Source organism: Lentzea alba (assembly GCF_047445655.1).
In the GTDB taxonomy this organism is placed as follows: domain Bacteria; phylum Actinomycetota; class Actinomycetes; order Mycobacteriales; family Pseudonocardiaceae; genus Lentzea; species Lentzea alba_A.
In genome coordinates, this window is record NZ_JAJAEG010000010.1 from 201,549 (window position 1) to 217,433 (window position 15,885).

Sequence of the window (15,885 nt, forward strand, 5' to 3'; positions counted from 1 at the left end):
GTGCGATCTCACGACTACGGCCGCGACGTCCTGAACACCCCAAAGCGCAAGAAGGTCCCGGAGATCCCGGCCGAACCAGGCCTCGTGGTCGAGGACCCCGCCAGTGGTTTCTGCGGCGCCGTCGTGAAGTTCGAGCACGGTCACGTCGTCCTCGAGGACCGCCACGGCCGGCACCGCCTGTTCCCGCTCAACCCCGCCGGCTTCCTCGTCGACGGCCGGCCCGTCACCCTCGTCAAACCCATGCCGCAACGGCAGAAGCCCCGCGTCAGCGCGTCGGGTTCGGTCAAGGTCGAAGGGCTGCGCGCGCAGACCGCGAAGGCCAGCCGCATCTGGGTGGAGGGCAAGCACGACGCCGAGCTCGTCGAACGCGTCTGGGGCCACGACCTGCGCGTCGAAGGCATCGTCGTGGAGCCGCTCGACGGTGTCGACGACCTGCCCGCCCGCATCGCCGAGTTCGGCACCGCGCCCCACCGCCGTCTCGGTGTGCTGGTCGACCACCTCGTCGCGAACTCCAAGGAACAACGCATCGTCGACCAGATCCGCGACGCCAACGTCCTGGTGACCGGGCACCCGTACGTCGACATCTGGCAGGCCGTCAAGCCCAGCGCGGTGAAGATCGAGGCCTGGCCGGTCGTCCCGCGCGGGGTGCCGTGGAAGGAAGGCGTCTGCGCGGAGCTCGGCTGGGGCGAGACCTGGGAAGGCTGGCAGCGGGTCCTGGGGGCGGTGAGCAGCTACCGCGACATCGAGTCCGATCTGCTCGGCGCGGTCGAGCGGTTGATCGATTTCGTCACGGTCGAGGGCCCAGCACGGTGAATCTCGGCGCCTGAGCCTCCCCGTTGGTGTATGTATGGCGCATGGCCGCGCTGATCTGGCTGATCGTCGGGATACTCCTCGTCGTCGCCGAGGTTCTCTCCGGTGACTTCGTGCTGGTCATGCTCGGCGCCGCCGCGCTGGCCGCGGCGGGCGTCACGGCGCTGGGTGCCGGAGACCTGGTGAGCGTGCTCGTCTTCGCCGCGACCTCGCTCGGGTTGATCGTCGGAGCCCGGCCGCTGCTCAAGAAGCGGCTGCAGCTCGGCTCCGGGATCAAGATGCACCACGAGGCGCTGCTGGGCGCCAAGGCCATCGCGGTGTCACGGGTGGACGAGCACGGTGGACAGGTCAAGATCGGCGGCGACACCTGGAGCGCGCGCACCCTGGACGGGTCCGTGGTCGAAGAGGGCGAAGCCGTCACCGTTGTCGAGATCTCGGGTGCGACCGCCGTGGTCATCGCGGCTGTGTGACCCAATAAGGATGTGACCTGAGTTGGACCCGATCACCCTTGTGGTCGTGGCCGTCATTGCGATCTTCGTGCTGACCGTCGCCGTCAAGTCGGTACTGGTCATCCCGCAGGCGCAGGCCGCCGTCATCGAACGTCTCGGCCGCTTCCGCAACACCGCGGCACCCGGCCTGAACATCATCGTGCCGTTCATCGACAAGGTGCGTGCCCGCATCGACCTGCGCGAGCAGGTCGTGTCGTTCCCGCCGCAGCCGGTGATCACCCAGGACAACCTGACCGTCTCCATCGACACGGTCGTGTACTTCCAGGTCACCGACCCGCGCTCCGCGGTGTACGAGATCTCGAACTACATCATCGGTGTCGAGCAGCTCACCATCACCACGCTGCGCAACCTCGTCGGTGGCATGAGCCTGGAGGAGACGCTCACCTCCCGCGACCACATCAACGGCCAGCTGCGCGGTGTCCTCGACGAGGCGACCGGCCGCTGGGGCCTGCGGGTGGCCCGCGTCGAGCTGAAGTCCATCGACCCTCCACCGTCCATTCAGGACTCGATGGAGAAGCAGATGCGCGCGGACCGCGAGAAGCGCGCCATGATCCTCACCGCCGAGGGCCAGCGGGAGTCGTCCATCAAGACCGCCGAGGGCCAGAAGCAGTCGCAGATCCTCGCCGCCGAGGGTGGCAAGCAGGCCGCGATCCTGTCCGCCGAGGGCGAGCGGCAGTCGCAGATCCTGCGCGCGCAGGGTGAACGTGCCGCCCGCTACCTGCAGGCGCAGGGTCAGGCCAAGGCCATCGAGAAGATCTTCGCCGCGATCAAGGCCGGCAAGCCCACCCCGGAGGTGCTGGCCTACCAGTACCTGCAGACCCTGCCGCAGATGGCGCAGGGCGACGCGAACAAGGTGTGGATGATCCCGTCCGACTACGGCAAGGCGCTCGAAGGCTTCGCCCGCATGCTCGGTGCCCCCGGCGAGGACGGCGTGTTCCGCTACGAGCCCCCGGCCGCCGACGAGGAACTGCCGCGCCCGGAGGACGAGGACGAGTCGGTCGCCTCGTGGTTCGACCTCAAGTCCGATCCGAAGGTCGCCGAGGCGGTCGCCGCCGCCGAGGCAGTGGCACGCCAGGAGGTGCCCGGACCGCTGAGCACGCCGCCGCGTTCGGTCGCCGCACCGTCCGTGCGGCCCGAGCTGGAAGCGGACCAGCCCCGGTCACTGCACCAGCCCGACGACCAGATCTGAGCGAACGACCCCGCTGAGCGGCCCATCCCGATGTCCGGGGTGGGCCGCTCAGACTTTTTCGGGCCGGGTGTCGATCGAACGGGGTGCCCGTTCGACCTGGGCGTGAAAGGGTCCACAACGGACCTTCACGACCCACTGGGAGAGACCACCATGAAGTTCATGCTGATCTGGCGCGTGACCTCCGACGAGGCCTGGGCCAACCTCGGCGAGATCGACTTCGACCAGATGCTCGAGACCGTCGGCCGGTTCAACGAGGAGCTGATCGAGGCCGGTGTCCTGATCGCCGCCGAGGGTCTCGCACCCGCCGAGGAGGGCGTGGTCGTGGACTTCTCGTCCGAGCCGCCCGTCGTCACCGACGGCCCCTACGGCGAGACCAAGGAGCTGTTCAACGGCTTCTACCTGATCAACGTCCCCACCATCCAGGACGCGATCGAGTGGGCCAAGCGGACCCCGATGACCGCGGCCGGGTTCAAGACCGAGATCCGCCGCGTTCCGACGATCGACGAGTTCCCGCAGGACAACGAGTGGATCAAGAAGGAACGGGCCTGGCGCGAGTCCACGGGCCAGCTCTGATCCACCGTGTTTGATCTATTTTGGGCCCCATGAGCGACAGCGACCCCACGGGACGCAAGGCCGTGGCGGCGGTGTGGCGCATCGACTCCGCGAGGATCATCGGTGCGCTCACCCGCTACACCGGCGACTTCGCGCTGGCCGAGGACCTCGCCCAGGAAGCACTGGCCGAGGCGCTGGTGACCTGGCCGCGCGAGGGCGTGCCGAACAACCCGGCCGGCTGGTTGCTCACGGTCGGGCGGCGCCGCGCGATCGACGCGTTCCGCCGCCGCAGCACCCGTGACGAGAAGTACGCCGCCCTCGCCCACCACCTGACCGAGGGCGGCGCGCTGACCGGCGCCGAACCCGGCCCCGCGCCGGACGACGTGCTGTGGGACCCCGACCAGATCGACGACGACACCCTCAAGCTGATCTTCACCTCGTGCCACCCGGTGCTCTCGCGTGAGGCCGGGGTGGCGCTGACGTTGCGGGTGATCGGTGGTCTGACCAGCGACGAGATCGCGCGGGTGTTCCTCGTGCCGACCGCGACCGTGCAGGCCCGCATCACCCGTGCGAAGAAGACGCTCGGGGCGGCCGGGGTGCCGTTCGAGGTGCCGCCGGTCAGCGAACGTCCCGCGCGCCTGGCGCAGGTGCTCAGCGTCATCTACCTGATCTTCACCGAGGGCTCCTCCGCGAGCTCCGGTGACGAGGTGATGCGGCTCGATCTCGCCGGGGAGGCGCAGCGGCTGGCCCGGATCCTGTCGCGGCTGATGCCCGAGGAGCCCGAGGTCCACAGCCTGCTCGCGTTGCTGGAGCTGACCGCCGCCCGTTTCCCGGCGCGGCGCGGACCCGACGGCGAGACCGTGCTGCTGGAGGACCAGGACCGCCGCCGCTGGGACCGTTCCGCGATCGCCCGAGGCCGTGCGGCGCTGGCGAAAGCCGCCGACGCGGGCCGCGGCTACGGCTACTACGGGCTGCAGGCCGCGATCGCCGAGTGCCACGCGCTGGCGCCGTCGGTCGAGGAGACCAACTGGGCGCGCATCGTGCTGCTCTACGAAGGCCTCGGCCGGCTCGCGCCGTCGCCGGTGGTGGAGCTCAACCGCGCGGTCGCCGTGTCGATGGCGCAGGGCCCCGAGGTGGCGTTGCCGATCGTCGACTCGCTGGCGGGCGGTGACGCGTTCAAGGACTCGCACCAGCTACCCGGTGTGCGTGGTGAACTGCTGCGCCGACTGGGCCGGGTGGACGAGGCGCGGGCGGCGCTGGAAGAGGCGGTTCGCTTGTGCGGCAACGAACGCGAGCGCGCGGTGCTGACCAGGAAACTGGCCGACCTGTAGGCGCATGACCACGTGGGGTGAACCTTAAATCCGTTAGGGCGACATCTGTGTACTCGACCGGGTGACGCGGGAATGATGTTGTGATGGACTCGCTGCCCGCCACCGTCGCCTCCGCGTTGATCGAGGCCGACGGCGGGGACGCCGACTGGCCGGCCCGCTGGCAGGCGCTCACGGGCGTGTCGGTCGAGCTGCAGTCGATGCTGGTCACCGATCCGGGTCCCGAGCTGGTCGCGTTGATCGAGCACATCGTCACCCAGCTGGCCGATGGAGTGGCGTCCACCCGAAGACACCGCGTCGAACTGGCCGAGCTCGCCCACCGCGTACTGGGCACCCACGCCCGCGCGTGCGCCGAGACCGCCCCGGACCCGATCCGGCTCGCCGACTGGCTGCTCGACCTGCAGCTGCAGCACCCCGAAGCCCCCGACGTGAGCCTGTCGGCCTACACCGACGCGCTCGACGACGAGGGCCTGCAGCACTACCGCGACCGCGCGGTCACGTTGTTCGAGCCGCTGCCGGTGATCGGGTTCGGTGAGACCGGCCGCTACGACCGCGCGCGCTGGGCGTTGCTGCGGGTCATGGAGGAGCTGGCTGAATACACCGAGGACGTCGACCTGCAGCTGCTGGTGCTGTCGAAGGACCTGTCCTCGGGCTGGCACTACCTGCAGGTCGCGACCGTGCTGCGCGACAACGCCCGCTCGGATGAGGCACTGGAGTGGGTCGAACGAGGCCTGCGCGCCGTCGGCGGCCGGGGTGCGGCGCTGCGGCTGATCGACCTGGCGGTGGAGGAACACCTGCGGCGCGGGATGCCGCACCGGGCGGTCGAGGTGTGCCGGGACGCCTTCTTCGCGCGCCCCAACCTGGACATCTACCTCAAGATCCGGGCGCTGGTCGTGCACACCGACGAGTGGCCACCGCTGCGCGCGGAGCTGGTGAACCACCTCGTGCAGGACGGCAGCCGCCTCGCGATCGAGGTGTACCGGCGCATCGTCGAGGTCGAGCTCGCCCGGCGCGGCATCGAGGAGCAGGAACTGGTCGTCGAATGGCTGCAGCAACTACGCGGCCTGCAGCCCGACGCGTTCGCGGACTACCTGGAGCACATCAAGTCGCGGCACGTGGCGGACCGTCAACTGCTCGACGAGTTGTCTCGACGCGGTTTCTAACCGTTTCCGGTTCGGATAGTCCGTCTTCGTAATATCCTAGTTCGCATGACCGAGGCCGGAGGGGGTTCGGTCCGCCCACGGCCGAGCGCGCTCCAGCTGGGCGGACACCGACAGCAGCGTGCACTCGTCGTGCCGGCGGCCCACGAGCTGTACCGCGAGCGGCAGGCCGGAGGACGTGCGGCCGGCGGGCACGGACGCGGCGGGGTTGCCGACGACGTTCCACATCTGCAGGAACGTCGTGTAGTGCGAGGCCGCGAGCAGCGCGGTCACGACGTTGCGGCGGTCCCACTCGCCGACACGGATCGGCGGCCGGGTCAGCGCCGGGGTGAGCAGCACGTCGACCGAGGAGAAGATGCGGTTCGCGTACGCGGTGAGCGTCGCGTCGTCCTTCAACGCCCAGCGCACGAGACCGCGCGGCAACCGGCGGCCCAGCTCGCCGACCGCGCGGGTGCGGGGCTCGACCAGGTCCGGGAACTCCATGCCGGTGCGCGCCAGGTGGGCGTTGTGCAGGTACCGCACGGCGAACTGCGTGGACGCTTTGAGGTCCTTCATCGGCGGGTCGAGCCGCACGACGTCGTGGCCGAGGTCGGTGAGCAGCGCGGCGGTGTCCTGCACGGCGTCGCGGACCTCCTCGGCGATCGAGATGCCGGGCCCCCACGGCCGCAGCGACACACCGATCCGCAGCCGGCCGGGATCGGTGCGCGCGGCCTCGGTGAAGCTGGTGCGCGGCGGGTGCGCGACGTGCGGGTCACCGGGCACGGCGCCGTGGATCTGGTCGGCGACCAACGCCCAGTCCAGGACCGTGCGGGTGATCGGTCCCGCGACGACCATGCCGCCCCAGACCTCGCGTTCGGGGGCGAGCGAGACGCGGCCGCGCTGGGGCTTGAGCCCGAACAGGCCCGTGACGGCCGACGGGATGCGGATCGAACCGGCGCCGTCCGTGCCGATCGCGGCCGCTGCGAGCCCTGCCGCGACGGCCGCGGCGGAGCCACCGCTGGAGCCGCCGGGGGAGTGCGTCAGCGACCACGGGTTGCGCGTCGGGCCCGCCCAGCCGCTCTCGGTGTAGGGCCACAGCCCCAGTTCGGGCATGCGGGTCCGGCCGATGATCACCGCTCCGGCCGCGCGCAGGCGTTGCACGATCGCCGAGTCCGCGGGTTCGGGCGTGCGGGCGGCGTTCGTGCCCTTCGTCGTGGGCAGGCCCGCGATCGCGATGTCCTCCTTGACCGCGATCGGCACGCCCCGCAGCGGCAGGTCCTCACCGCGTGCGTCGGCGGCGTCGGCCTCGGCCAGGGCCTGCTCGGCGAACACCTGCCGGAACGCGTTGAGCTGCGGATCGACGAGCTCGATGCGGCGCAGGTGTTCCGCGACCAGCTCGCGTGCGGTCACCTCGCCGGACCGCACGGCCTCGGCTTGGCGGGCCACCCCGGCGAAAGACAGCTCCGTCAGCTCCATGGACCGACCCTAAGCGCCGACCGGCGATCTACGGAATGGGAGTTACCAGCATGAGAGTCGCCCGCAGAAGAGTCACGGCGATGGCAGCCGCCGTCCTCGTCGCCGTGAGCACGACCCTGGTGTCGGCGTTGCCCGCACACGCGGCGCCCATCAGCCGTGCGGACCTGATCGCGCGCGCGAAGACGTGGCTGACGGCGAACAACGGCGGCCCCGTGCCCTACAGCCAGACCAGCTACTGGGGCACCGAGCGCTACCGGCAGGACTGCTCCGGCTACGTCTCGATGGCCGCCAAGCTCGGCGCGCCCGGTCAGCGCACCGTCGAGCTCTACGACACCTACTCGACCGAGGTCGCCGCCGTGAACCTGCGGTGGGGCGACATCGTGGTCGACCCGAACGGCACCGGCACGACCCGCCACGTCGTGATCTTCGACAAGTGGGCCGACCCCTACAAGACCGCGTACTGGGCGTACGAGCAGCGCGACGTGTACGGCACCTCGCACCGGGTCGTGAAGTACGGCCTGAGCGGCACCGACGGATACTTCCCGCGCAAGCTCAAGAACGTCACGGGCTGAGGTGATGCCCACCGGCTGTCACTGCCGGTGGGCACACCGTTGAACTCCACCACTGTCCGATGCAATGACCCAGGTCACATCATCGAGTCATGTCCTCTCTCTCGCGCTGGCTCACAGCGACCTCTTCTGTTCTGACCGTGGCGGCGGTGACGCTGGGAAGGCGCCGGTTGTCCTTCCGCCATGACGTCGAGGTGCTGGCCCCGAGAACAACAGAGCAGACACCGCTGGAGGACATCCGCTGCAGGTTGATGGCGCTGGAGGCCGACCGGCGGCTGAGCGGGTTGCGGGACTGGGTGGAGTTCGGCGCGCGGGCGGTCGAGAACCGGCAGCCGGCGCTGGACGTGCTGTGCGAGGCGCTGCGGGAGCTGCCGTGGCCCGGTACCGAGGTCGACCAGCGGTGGCGGATGGTGCTGCAGGCGTCGCTGGCCGCGCACCTGCGTCCCGGGCCGGGGTTCTGGCTCGACAGCGACCTCGACCTGCGCCACACCACGCTCGTGGACTTCGACCTGTCGGAGTGCCGGGTGCGGTCGGCGCGGTTCGACGGGACGCGGTTCCTGGGCGACACCCGCTTCGACCAGACGACGTTCGTCGGCTCCTTCGACGCCTCCGGGGCCTACTTCGGGCGGCACGTCCTGTTCACGCACTCCGTGTTCGCCCGTGGACTCGGGCTGCGCGGCGCGACGGTGTGCGGCAACGGCGAGTTCTCCAACGTCCACTGCGCCGGTGCCGTGACGTTGCGCGGTACGCGGTTCTCGGGGCGTGCGGACTTCACGTGCGCGCGGTTCGGGTCGGATCTGGACTGCTCAGGCGTCCGGTTCGGCGGGCGCGCGTTGTTCCGCCGCGCCTGGTTCGCGGGCAACTGCTCGTTCGCCGGTGCGTGGTTCCGCGGCCGTGAGGACTTCGTCGACGCCGCGTTCGGGGGCGAGTCGTCGTTCGAGAACACCCGGTTCGGCCACCGCATTCACGCCGACTGACGGCTCCGGTGGTTCGCCACCGCCACCCGGTTCGCGCACTTGGTCGAGCAGAACCGGCGCCGCCCGTTGCGGCTGGTGTCGACGAAGACCGTGTCGCAGCCTTCGCGGTCGCACCAGCCGATGCGTTGCGCGTCCTCGCAGAACAACGCCGCCAGGCCCGCCGCCGTGTACGCCTTGACCCGCACGTCTGTTGGCGCGTCCTCGCGCGCGTAGTGCAGGTGCGGCGCGCGCCCGTCGTGCGTGGAGATGTAGTGCGTGGTCGACGACTCGGCCAGCAGGTCGTTGAGCAGGTCCACGGTGGGTGCCTTGAAGACCTGCCGCAGGCGTTCGACCCAGTCTCTTACGTCACGTTCCTGACGTGCGTCGAGTGAGCCCAGTGGCTTGTAGTCGGAGGCTTTCAGCACGTCGATGAGGGGTGTGGAGCGCTCGGCGTTGACGAGCTTCGCGGCGAGCTCGGCGGCCGCCCCGCCGTAAGGGTTGAAATGCACTAGACCATGACACCAGGCTTGGGGGCATGATCGCCACCTGCCCCGCCTGCTCCTGGCGTTGTTCTGCCGCCGTCTCCTCGCACGGTGTCGTGTCGTACGTCCGCTGCGTCTGCGGCCTGTTCCTGGTCGTCGAACGCGGAGTGATCACGGCGACTGCCGGTACCAGCACGTTCGCCCCGATTCACCACGGCTGTGGTGATCTTGCTAGTGTCCCGGACCGTGAGCCGTCGTGATCTTCTGTGCGACACCGCGATCCAGATCCTCGCGGTGGAAGGCGGCAGGGGACTGACCCACCGCGCGATCGACCGCGAGGCCGGCGTTCCCATCGGCACCACCAAGAACTACTTCCCGACCCGTGAGTCGATCCTCGAGGCCTGCGCGGCCCGCATGACGTCCCTGCACCGCACGGCCGTCGACCGGCTGCGTGAGACCACGCCGGCCGACATCTCCGCCACCGACGTCGCCGAGCTGTACCCGGCGCTGTTGCGCCGCGCGGTCGCGGACGACCCGACCCAGATGCTCGCGATGGTCGAGCTGTACCTGGAGGCCGTGCGCCGTCCCGGTGTCCGTGCCGCCCTGTCCGGGATGGTGCTGGCCAACGCCGAGGCCGGCGCCGCGTTGCAGCAGGCGGCCGGGTTGCCGTCGACGGTGCGCGACACCGGGCTGCTGGACGCGTACTTCCTGGGGGTGGCGATCTCGCTGCTGGCGTTGCCGGTGGAGACGCTGGAGACCGTCGGGCTCGACGACCCGTACGCGCTGGGGATCGGGGTGTTCTCGGCGACCGTGCCCAGCCCTACCGAGGCCCCAGCAGAACGGCGCCCAGCAGAATCCCGGTGATCACGGCCGTCACCGAACCGCCGATCGCCACCACGACGAGCCCGAACTGCGTCTCCGGGTCGTCGATCTGGAACGCCGTGCAGATGGCCGCCGCGGCCCCGCCCGCGCCGGCCAGGGTGAGGACGCTCAGCGCGGGTGCGCTGCGGTCGGTCCTGGCAGGTCGTTCGAGGGCTTCGACGCAGTGTTCGCCGAGGGCGTGGTGGATGGCGAGGCTGTTCTCGGTCTCGGCACTGGTGAAGCGGATCAGCTCGCCGTCGTCGAAGCGGACGGCGCAGACGAGGTCGGGGCCCTGCGCGGTCAGGTCGATCGCGCGGACCCGGTCCCACGTCCAGCTCTTGCGCACGCCTGACCTGACGCGGGCCAGTCCGCCTTCGTGCAGTTCGAACGTCTCCCGGATCGCGGAGTTCCGGAGCATGCCGACCGCTACCGGGGCGGAGACGAGCAGGGGGTAGGCGGCGGCGAGCAGTGCGAGCTCGGCGCCGCCCAGGTCGAGGACGAACGCGAGAACCACGAGCAGGGAGCAGACGAGCGAGATGGTCAGCGCGACCAGGCCGCCGAGGTGTCTTCGTGCGACTGGGTGCGTGCTCAGGAGGGGACCCATTCGATCAACGTACCCAGCGGGTCTGACAGAAACCGGCTTCGTCTGCCGGGCTCCCATCAGCGTTTTCTATGCGGAGACGTCAGGTGCCGGTCCTCGCCGCGCCCCCTGCGGCCCGCCGACCCGTCACGTCCCGCCCGTCACCCGCAGGATCGCCCCAGTCGCGTACGACGCCTCCTCCGACAGCAGCCACGCGATGGCGTTGGCGATCTCCTCGGCCTCTCCGGGGCGTCCCATCGGCACCCGGCCGGCGACCTTGTCCGGGCGGTCCGGCTGACCGGACAGCTGGTGGATGTCGGTGCGGATCGTGCCCGGCTGCACGCAGTTGACCCGGATGCCGCGCGGCGCGAGCTCCTTGCCCAGGCCGATGGTCAGGGCGTCGACCGCGGCCTTCGTGGCGGCGTAGTGGACGTACTCGCCGGGGCTGCCCAGCGTCGCCGCGCCCGAGGACACGTTCACGATCGCGCCGCGGGTCATGCGCCGGGAGGCCTCGCGGGCCACGAAGAACGCGCCCATCACGTTCACGTCCACCACGCGGCGCAGGTCCTCGGTGCGCAGCTCGGCCAGCGGGCCGGACGGTGAGGTGATGCCGGCGTTGTTCACCACGCCGGTGATGTCGTCGCCCGCCTCGTCGAACAGCCGCGCCACGTCGTCCTCGTTCGCGGTGTCGGCCTGCACGGCCAGGACGCCGAGTTCCTTCTCCAACGCGCGCGCCTCGTCGACGGCCTTGCGGTAGCTGATCACTACGCGGTGCCCGTCGCGCACGAGCCTGCGCGCTGTCGCGGCACCGATACCCCGGCTTCCCCCGGTGATCACCGTTGTCATGGCGCCCACCCTAACCCGTATACTCGGTGCCGAATATACGGGAGCGGATATGACGTTCAAGCGCACGAACCCCCTGGCCCTCGCGGTGCTGGCGCTGCTGTCCGAGCGGCCGATGCACCCGTACGAGATGGCGCAGACCATGCGGGAACGGCACCAGGAGGAGGTGATCAAGCTCAACTACGGCTCGCTCTACACGGTGGTGGAGGGGCTGCTGAAGCACGGGCTGATCACCGCGAGCGCCACGCAGAAGGCCGGCAACCGGCCCGAGCGCACCGTCTACGCGGTCACCGACGCGGGCACGGAGGAGCTGCACGACTGGTTGCGCGAGCTGATCGCGGTGCCGGCCAAGGAGTACCCGCGGTTCGAGGCCGGGATCTCGCTGGTCGGCCTGCTGCCGCCGGACGACGCGCTCGTCGTCGTCGAGCAGCGCGAGGCCGCCGTGGGTGAGCAGATCGTCGCGCTGGCGACGTTGATCGAGGAGCTCAAGGGCATGGGGTTGCCGCAGCTCGCGTGGATCGAGCTCGACTACCGGATGGCCGTGTTGCGCGCCGAGCGTTCGTGGCTGACCGGGTTCGCCGCCTCCGTCCGCAAGGGCACGGTCGGCGGGTACGACAACTGGGAGGACAAGCACCGATGAAACTGCTGTTCGAAGTGTCCGGGGTGGTGCACGCGCCGATAGAGGACGTACGCGAGCGCATGTTCACCGACGCGGGGGTGTCCGGGTCGCATCGGCTCGTGGACCGCGATCAGGGCGTGATCGCCTACTGGGGGAACTGGTGGTACCGCGGTGAGGACTCGCTGCACCCGCATCCCGAGGGCGCGTTGCTGGTGCACCGCGTCTACAACATCGCCAAGCAGGGCAACTGGGCGCCGTACCTGGCGAACAAGCTGTTCATCGGCTACCGGGCCCAGCTCGAGGAGACGATGCGGCAGCGCGTGAAGCAGCTCGAGGGCTAGACCTGGCCATATCGGACGACGGCGACGAACACCGCCAGTGCGCACAACACGAGGTTGATCGGCACCGTGGCGGTCTCGCCGCGCTTGCCGTGCACGATCGCGGCACCGACCTGCATCAACGCCAGTCCGACCGCCGCGACCGGGGTGAGGATCGTCGCGATGCCGGTCAGCCACGGCACCACGAGCCCGAGCGCGCCCGCGATCTCCGCGGCGCCGATCGCCTTGACCTGGCCGGGGGAGAAGTCGCCGACCCACGACAACCGCGGCTCGGTGAGCAGGTCCTGTTTCGACTTGGCGACCTTCGTGAACCCGGCCATCAGGTAGAGGGCCGCCAGAACGGCGGACACGATCCACACGGCGACGTCCATGAACGAAAACCTAGCCCTCCGGACCGGGAATGCCCAAGATCACAACGGTTAGGTAAGGGTGCCCTTAGCCATCACCCGAACGGCCGTATAGAGTGTGCAGATGAGGTGCTCGACACTCTCCGACTTCGCGGGGGAACCGCTGGCCGGCACGGCCGCGACCGCGACGGCGTGGCTGTGCCTGGAACAGCCGGGCCCGTGGGGCCGCGACGCCATCGTGGAGAGTCACCTCGACCCCGAGCTCGGCGCCGAACTGCAACGCCGCGCCGCCGGCACCGGTGTGCGCATCCTGTTGATCCGCCGTCCCGGCAAGCACGCCGACACCCACGTCGGTGGCACGCGGCGCGTGTACCTGGCCTCGACGAAGCCGGGTGCGTCGTGGCTGGAGCAGGCTGATCTGGCCGCGCCGGAGGAAGCCCTCGAACTCGACTTCGCCGCGCTGGGCGAGGGCCGTTCGACGGCGTTCGGCACGCCGGTCGAAGATCCGCTGCTGCTGGTGTGCACGAACAGCAAACGCGATGTCTGCTGCGCCTTGTACGGCCGTCCTATCGCGACGTCGCTGAACTTGTGGGAGTGCACGCACACCGGCGGCCACCGCTTCGCGCCCACGGGTGTGCTGCTGCCGACGGGCCACCTGTACGGGCGACTGGACCACCAGTTGGCCGAACGAGTGGTCACCGAGGGCATCGTCGCGGACCGGTGCCGGGGACGCTCGTGCTTCACCCCTCGGGGTCAGGTCGCCGAGGTCGCGGTCCGCGCGCAGATCGGCGAGACCCGCGACGTCCTCACCGTCATCGGTGAGACCTCCGACTCCGCGACCGTGCGGCACACCGACGGCCGGGAGTGGCGGGTGGCGCTGACCGAGCAGCCGGTGCCCCCGCGGCCGGCGAGCTGCGGGAAGTTCCCGGACAGCGCCATCGCGCTGGTGGCCACGGCGATCGACCAGCTGGTGCGGGTCTGCGGCTAGCGTTGCGGTGTGCCCAGGCTGATCCACCTCAACGGCCCCACCGGTGTCGGCAAGTCGACCATCGCCGCTCGGTACGCCGCCGCCCGTCCCAAGACTCTCAACCTCGACGCCGACGAGATCGTCCGGCTCATCGGCGGGTGGCGCGAGGACTTCTACGGCACGGTCGACCTGGTGCGCCCGCTCGCGATCACGATGGCCGTCCACCACCTGTCGTCCGGGCACGACGTCGTGATGCCGCAGCTGATCATGCGCCGCAGCGAGCGCGCCCGGTTCGCCGAGGCCGCACAGCGAGCGGGCGCGGAGTACGTGGAGTTGGTGCTGCTCGCGCCTGTTGGCGTGGTCGTGCGGCGATATCGGGAGCGTGATCACCACATCGATCACGTCGTCGAGGCGCTGGGCGGGGTGAGCGTGATCGAGCGGAGCTGCGACCGGTTCGCCGGCTACCTCACGCCGGAGTCGGTGGTGATCGAGACCGCCGGCGACGACGTGGAGCGGACCTGCGCGGCGGTCGTGGCGGCCCTGTCCTCATGACTTTCGCCTCTGCGGCGCCCGGACGCGTGGGCCCTAAGCTTCTTCGTCATGTCCGCGCCCACGCTCACGGAGTTCGTGCTCGCCAACACGTCGCTCACGCCGGTGCCGCTGGTGCCCGAGGTCGTCCTGCACAGCGCGGTCGAGGCGATGGACCTGTGGGAGCTCACCGACCAGGACCAGCCGCCGTTCTGGGCGTTCCCGTGGGCGGGAGGCCAGGCGCTGGCCCGGCATCTGCTCGACCACCCAGGTCTGGTGCGTGACCGGAAGGTCTTCGACCTCGCGTCGGGCTCGGGCCTGGTCGCGATCGCCGCGGCACTGGCGGGCGCCGACTCGGTGACGGCCAACGACATCGACCCGTTGTCGTTGGCCGCGGTGGAGCTCAACGCAGCGGCGAACGGCGTCGCGGTCAGGACGCTGCCCGGTGACCAGCTCGACAGCGACGCCCACGGCGCGGACGTCGTGCTCGCGGGCGACGTGTTCTACGACGCCGAGATCACCGCGCTGGTGCTGCCGTTCCTGACCAGGGCCGCGGCCAGGGGCGCGCTCGTGCTGCTGGGCGACCCGGACCGCGCGCACCTGCCGCGTGACCTGTTCACCGCGCAGGCCCGCTACGAGGTGCCGGTGCCGCTGACGTTGGAGAGCACCGAGACCCGCAGCGCGACCGTGTGGCGCGCCTAGGCCGCGTCCGACAGGTCTCCGTCCGCGATAGTCACGGCCGAGGGGCCTGGAGGCGGCACCGGCTTCAGGTCTCTCTCCCGCGACTCCCGTCGAACGGACTCGCCGGGCGCGGCCTAGCCGATGGAGATGGCGTCGAGCTTGGCGCGCAGGTACTCACCGCCGCCCACCTCCGGGTACTTGCCGTCCAGTGAGGCGATCCGGGCGTCGGCGTCGGTGTTGTAGAAGAAGATCAGCGACACCAGGTCCTCGTCGGGCGCGGACGCGTCCGGGGGCAGGACGCGGTGCGGGGTCGAACGCCACCGGTCGGAGACCCAGCGGGCCATCAGGTCGCCGATGTTGACGGTGAAGGCGCGCGGGTCGAACGGCGCGTCCTCCCACACGCCGGCCGCGTTGCGCACCTGCAGGCCGCCGACGCCGTGCTGACGGTCCAGGATCGTCACGGTGCCGAAGTCGGTGTGCTCGCCGATGCGGAACTGGCCGGGACCCGCGGGGCCGACCTGGCGCAGCGGCGGGTAGTGGTTGACGTTGAGCGTGTACGAGGACTTGCCGGTGTACTGCGTGAACAGGTCCTCCGGCGAACCCAGGGCGACGGCGAAGATCGTCAGCAGCTCGTCGGCCAGCGCGCGCATGCGTCGCACGTACTCGTTCACGACGGGTTCGAGGTCCGGTACCTGGGACGGGAAGACGTTGGGGCGGAAGAAGAACGGGTCGCCGCCGGCGGGGTCGTCCGAGCCGAACGCCAGCGTCTCCTTCAGGTCCGGGGGAGCCATGGCGCCGTCGGCACGGCCGGTGGCCTGCTCGTCGGGTGGCAGCCAGCCGCGGCCGCCGGTGCGCACGGCGTAGGGCTGCTTCTCCTCCGCCGGCAGGGCGAAGAACTCGCGTGTCAGCGCACGCGCCCGGTCGCGCAGCTCGCCCGGCACGCCGTGCCCGGTGATCAGCAGGAACCCGTAGTCCTGCAACGCCGCGTCGACGCGCGCCGCGACCTCCTCGCGGCCTGTGCCGTCGAACCACCCGGTCAAGTCCACCAGCGGAACACCCATGGCTGCACTCCTACCGCCCATGGCGAGGCCGCGCCAGTGAACCGGCCCAG

The 15,885-nt window shown here is 70.3% G+C and carries 21 protein-coding genes; 15 read left to right on the forward strand and 6 right to left on the reverse strand.

Annotation, left to right across the window (positions count from 1 at the left end; translation table 11 throughout):
- The 6 genes from LFM09_RS18615 to LFM09_RS18640 all read left to right on the forward strand — a co-directional run bounded on the left by LFM09_RS18615 (position 1) and on the right by LFM09_RS18640 (position 5,551).
- Positions 1-813 carry a DUF3097 domain-containing protein gene (locus LFM09_RS18615; protein ID WP_414097734.1) on the forward strand — a complete coding sequence of 271 codons (813 nt, stop codon included), beginning with the start codon at positions 1-3 and terminating at the stop codon, positions 811-813.
- Positions 814-854: 41 nt separating this feature from the next.
- Complete coding sequence (locus LFM09_RS18620; RefSeq protein ID WP_414097735.1) at positions 855-1,280, forward strand: NfeD family protein; 426 nt, start codon at positions 855-857, stop codon at positions 1,278-1,280.
- 22 nt (positions 1,281-1,302) lie between these two features.
- Positions 1,303-2,508, forward strand: a complete 1,206-nt coding sequence (locus LFM09_RS18625) for an SPFH domain-containing protein (protein ID WP_414097736.1) — start codon at positions 1,303-1,305, stop codon at positions 2,506-2,508.
- 150 nt (positions 2,509-2,658) lie between these two features.
- Complete coding sequence (locus LFM09_RS18630; RefSeq protein WP_414097737.1) at positions 2,659-3,081, forward strand: YciI family protein; 423 nt, start codon at positions 2,659-2,661, stop codon at positions 3,079-3,081.
- Positions 3,082-3,110: 29 nt separating this feature from the next.
- A complete protein-coding gene (locus LFM09_RS18635) occupies positions 3,111-4,391 on the forward strand; it encodes an RNA polymerase sigma factor (RefSeq protein ID WP_414097738.1) in 1,281 nt (426 codons plus the stop codon).
- Between the two features lie 83 nt (positions 4,392-4,474).
- Positions 4,475-5,551, forward strand: coding sequence for a hypothetical protein (locus tag LFM09_RS18640; RefSeq protein ID WP_414097739.1), 1,077 nt, complete (start codon positions 4,475-4,477; stop codon positions 5,549-5,551).
- 36 nt (positions 5,552-5,587) lie between these two features.
- Here LFM09_RS18640 and LFM09_RS18645 read toward each other — a convergent pair whose 3' ends face one another.
- Positions 5,588-7,003 carry an amidase gene (locus LFM09_RS18645; protein ID WP_414097740.1) on the reverse strand — a complete coding sequence of 472 codons (1,416 nt, stop codon included), beginning with the start codon at positions 7,001-7,003 and terminating at the stop codon, positions 5,588-5,590.
- Positions 7,004-7,083: 80 nt separating this feature from the next.
- Between LFM09_RS18645 and LFM09_RS18650 the strand changes: the two genes are divergently transcribed.
- Positions 7,084-7,575 carry a hypothetical protein gene (locus LFM09_RS18650; RefSeq protein ID WP_414097741.1) on the forward strand — a complete coding sequence of 164 codons (492 nt, stop codon included), beginning with the start codon at positions 7,084-7,086 and terminating at the stop codon, positions 7,573-7,575.
- Between the two features lie 89 nt (positions 7,576-7,664).
- Positions 7,665-8,549 (forward strand): pentapeptide repeat-containing protein, encoded by an 885-nt coding sequence (locus LFM09_RS18655; protein WP_414097742.1) that lies wholly within the window; start codon positions 7,665-7,667, stop codon positions 8,547-8,549.
- On the opposite strand, the gene LFM09_RS18660 is transcribed toward LFM09_RS18655, so the two are convergent.
- Entirely contained in the window at positions 8,537-9,037 is a 501-nt protein-coding gene (locus tag LFM09_RS18660) for a CGNR zinc finger domain-containing protein (RefSeq protein WP_414097743.1), read from the reverse strand. The genes LFM09_RS18655 and LFM09_RS18660 overlap by 13 nt on opposite strands.
- 26 nt (positions 9,038-9,063) lie before the next feature.
- Here LFM09_RS18660 and LFM09_RS18665 point away from each other — a divergent pair, with 26 nt between their 5' ends.
- Positions 9,064-9,270 carry a hypothetical protein gene (locus tag LFM09_RS18665; protein ID WP_414097744.1) on the forward strand — a complete coding sequence of 69 codons (207 nt, stop codon included), beginning with the start codon at positions 9,064-9,066 and terminating at the stop codon, positions 9,268-9,270.
- Complete coding sequence (locus LFM09_RS18670) at positions 9,257-9,874, forward strand: TetR/AcrR family transcriptional regulator (RefSeq protein WP_414097745.1); 618 nt, start codon at positions 9,257-9,259, stop codon at positions 9,872-9,874. The genes LFM09_RS18665 and LFM09_RS18670 overlap by 14 nt, the downstream gene beginning before the upstream one ends.
- Here the strand turns inward: LFM09_RS18670 and LFM09_RS18675 are convergent.
- Together LFM09_RS18675 and LFM09_RS18680 are read right to left on the reverse strand one after the other, a co-directional pair.
- On the reverse strand, positions 9,831-10,475 hold the full coding sequence (locus LFM09_RS18675; protein WP_414097746.1) for a hypothetical protein: 645 nt from the start codon (positions 10,473-10,475) through the stop codon (positions 9,831-9,833). The genes LFM09_RS18670 and LFM09_RS18675 overlap by 44 nt on opposite strands.
- 123 nt (positions 10,476-10,598) lie before the next feature.
- A complete protein-coding gene (locus tag LFM09_RS18680) occupies positions 10,599-11,297 on the reverse strand; it encodes an SDR family NAD(P)-dependent oxidoreductase (protein ID WP_414097747.1) in 699 nt (232 codons plus the stop codon).
- 49 nt (positions 11,298-11,346) lie between these two features.
- Between LFM09_RS18680 and LFM09_RS18685 the strand changes: the two genes are divergently transcribed.
- Positions 11,347-11,934 carry a PadR family transcriptional regulator gene (locus tag LFM09_RS18685; RefSeq protein WP_414097748.1) on the forward strand — a complete coding sequence of 196 codons (588 nt, stop codon included), beginning with the start codon at positions 11,347-11,349 and terminating at the stop codon, positions 11,932-11,934.
- Positions 11,931-12,254 carry a hypothetical protein gene (locus LFM09_RS18690; protein WP_414097749.1) on the forward strand — a complete coding sequence of 108 codons (324 nt, stop codon included), beginning with the start codon at positions 11,931-11,933 and terminating at the stop codon, positions 12,252-12,254. Before LFM09_RS18685 ends, LFM09_RS18690 begins: the two co-directional genes overlap by 4 nt.
- Here LFM09_RS18690 and LFM09_RS18695 read toward each other — a convergent pair.
- Positions 12,251-12,622, reverse strand: coding sequence for a DoxX family protein (locus LFM09_RS18695; protein WP_414097750.1), 372 nt, complete (start codon positions 12,620-12,622; stop codon positions 12,251-12,253). The genes LFM09_RS18690 and LFM09_RS18695 overlap by 4 nt on opposite strands.
- A gap of 100 nt (positions 12,623-12,722) precedes the next feature.
- Between LFM09_RS18695 and LFM09_RS18700 the strand changes: the two genes are divergently transcribed.
- The 3 genes from LFM09_RS18700 to LFM09_RS18710 are packed head-to-tail and all read left to right on the forward strand — an operon-like array spanning position 12,723 to position 14,795.
- On the forward strand, positions 12,723-13,586 hold the full coding sequence (locus tag LFM09_RS18700; protein ID WP_414097751.1) for a sucrase ferredoxin: 864 nt from the start codon (positions 12,723-12,725) through the stop codon (positions 13,584-13,586).
- 9 nt (positions 13,587-13,595) lie between these two features.
- A complete protein-coding gene (locus tag LFM09_RS18705; protein WP_414097752.1) occupies positions 13,596-14,117 on the forward strand; it encodes an AAA family ATPase in 522 nt (173 codons plus the stop codon).
- Positions 14,118-14,165: 48 nt separating this feature from the next.
- On the forward strand, positions 14,166-14,795 hold the full coding sequence (locus tag LFM09_RS18710) for a class I SAM-dependent methyltransferase (protein WP_414097753.1): 630 nt from the start codon (positions 14,166-14,168) through the stop codon (positions 14,793-14,795).
- Positions 14,796-14,908: 113 nt separating this feature from the next.
- Here LFM09_RS18710 and LFM09_RS18715 read toward each other — a convergent pair whose 3' ends face one another.
- Positions 14,909-15,835, reverse strand: coding sequence for an isopenicillin N synthase family dioxygenase (locus LFM09_RS18715; protein ID WP_414097754.1), 927 nt, complete (start codon positions 15,833-15,835; stop codon positions 14,909-14,911).
- Positions 15,836-15,885 lie beyond the last annotated feature (50 nt).

Excerpts from the sequence above, each read along its gene's own strand:
- LFM09_RS18675 (WP_414097746.1), bottom strand. The coding sequence starts at position 10,475 with ATGGGTCCCCTCCTGAGCACGCACCCAGTCGCACGAAGACACCTCGGC.
- LFM09_RS18630 (WP_414097737.1), top strand. The coding sequence starts at position 2,659 with ATGAAGTTCATGCTGATCTGGCGCGTGACCTCCGACGAGGCCTGGGCC.
- LFM09_RS18700 (WP_414097751.1), top strand. The coding sequence starts at position 12,723 with ATGAGGTGCTCGACACTCTCCGACTTCGCGGGGGAACCGCTGGCCGGC.
- LFM09_RS18695 (WP_414097750.1), bottom strand. The coding sequence starts at position 12,622 with ATGGACGTCGCCGTGTGGATCGTGTCCGCCGTTCTGGCGGCCCTCTAC.
- LFM09_RS18635 (WP_414097738.1), top strand. The coding sequence starts at position 3,111 with ATGAGCGACAGCGACCCCACGGGACGCAAGGCCGTGGCGGCGGTGTGG.
- LFM09_RS18685 (WP_414097748.1), top strand. The coding sequence starts at position 11,347 with ATGACGTTCAAGCGCACGAACCCCCTGGCCCTCGCGGTGCTGGCGCTG.
- LFM09_RS18680 (WP_414097747.1), bottom strand. The coding sequence starts at position 11,297 with ATGACAACGGTGATCACCGGGGGAAGCCGGGGTATCGGTGCCGCGACA.
- LFM09_RS18655 (WP_414097742.1), top strand. The coding sequence starts at position 7,665 with ATGTCCTCTCTCTCGCGCTGGCTCACAGCGACCTCTTCTGTTCTGACC.
- LFM09_RS18710 (WP_414097753.1), top strand. The coding sequence starts at position 14,166 with ATGTCCGCGCCCACGCTCACGGAGTTCGTGCTCGCCAACACGTCGCTC.
- LFM09_RS18640 (WP_414097739.1), top strand. The coding sequence starts at position 4,475 with ATGGACTCGCTGCCCGCCACCGTCGCCTCCGCGTTGATCGAGGCCGAC.
- LFM09_RS18645 (WP_414097740.1), bottom strand. The coding sequence starts at position 7,003 with ATGGAGCTGACGGAGCTGTCTTTCGCCGGGGTGGCCCGCCAAGCCGAG.
- LFM09_RS18715 (WP_414097754.1), bottom strand. The coding sequence starts at position 15,835 with ATGGGTGTTCCGCTGGTGGACTTGACCGGGTGGTTCGACGGCACAGGC.
- LFM09_RS18690 (WP_414097749.1), top strand. The coding sequence starts at position 11,931 with ATGAAACTGCTGTTCGAAGTGTCCGGGGTGGTGCACGCGCCGATAGAG.
- LFM09_RS18620 (WP_414097735.1), top strand. The coding sequence starts at position 855 with ATGGCCGCGCTGATCTGGCTGATCGTCGGGATACTCCTCGTCGTCGCC.
- LFM09_RS18665 (WP_414097744.1), top strand. The coding sequence starts at position 9,064 with ATGATCGCCACCTGCCCCGCCTGCTCCTGGCGTTGTTCTGCCGCCGTC.
- LFM09_RS18650 (WP_414097741.1), top strand. The coding sequence starts at position 7,084 with ATGGCAGCCGCCGTCCTCGTCGCCGTGAGCACGACCCTGGTGTCGGCG.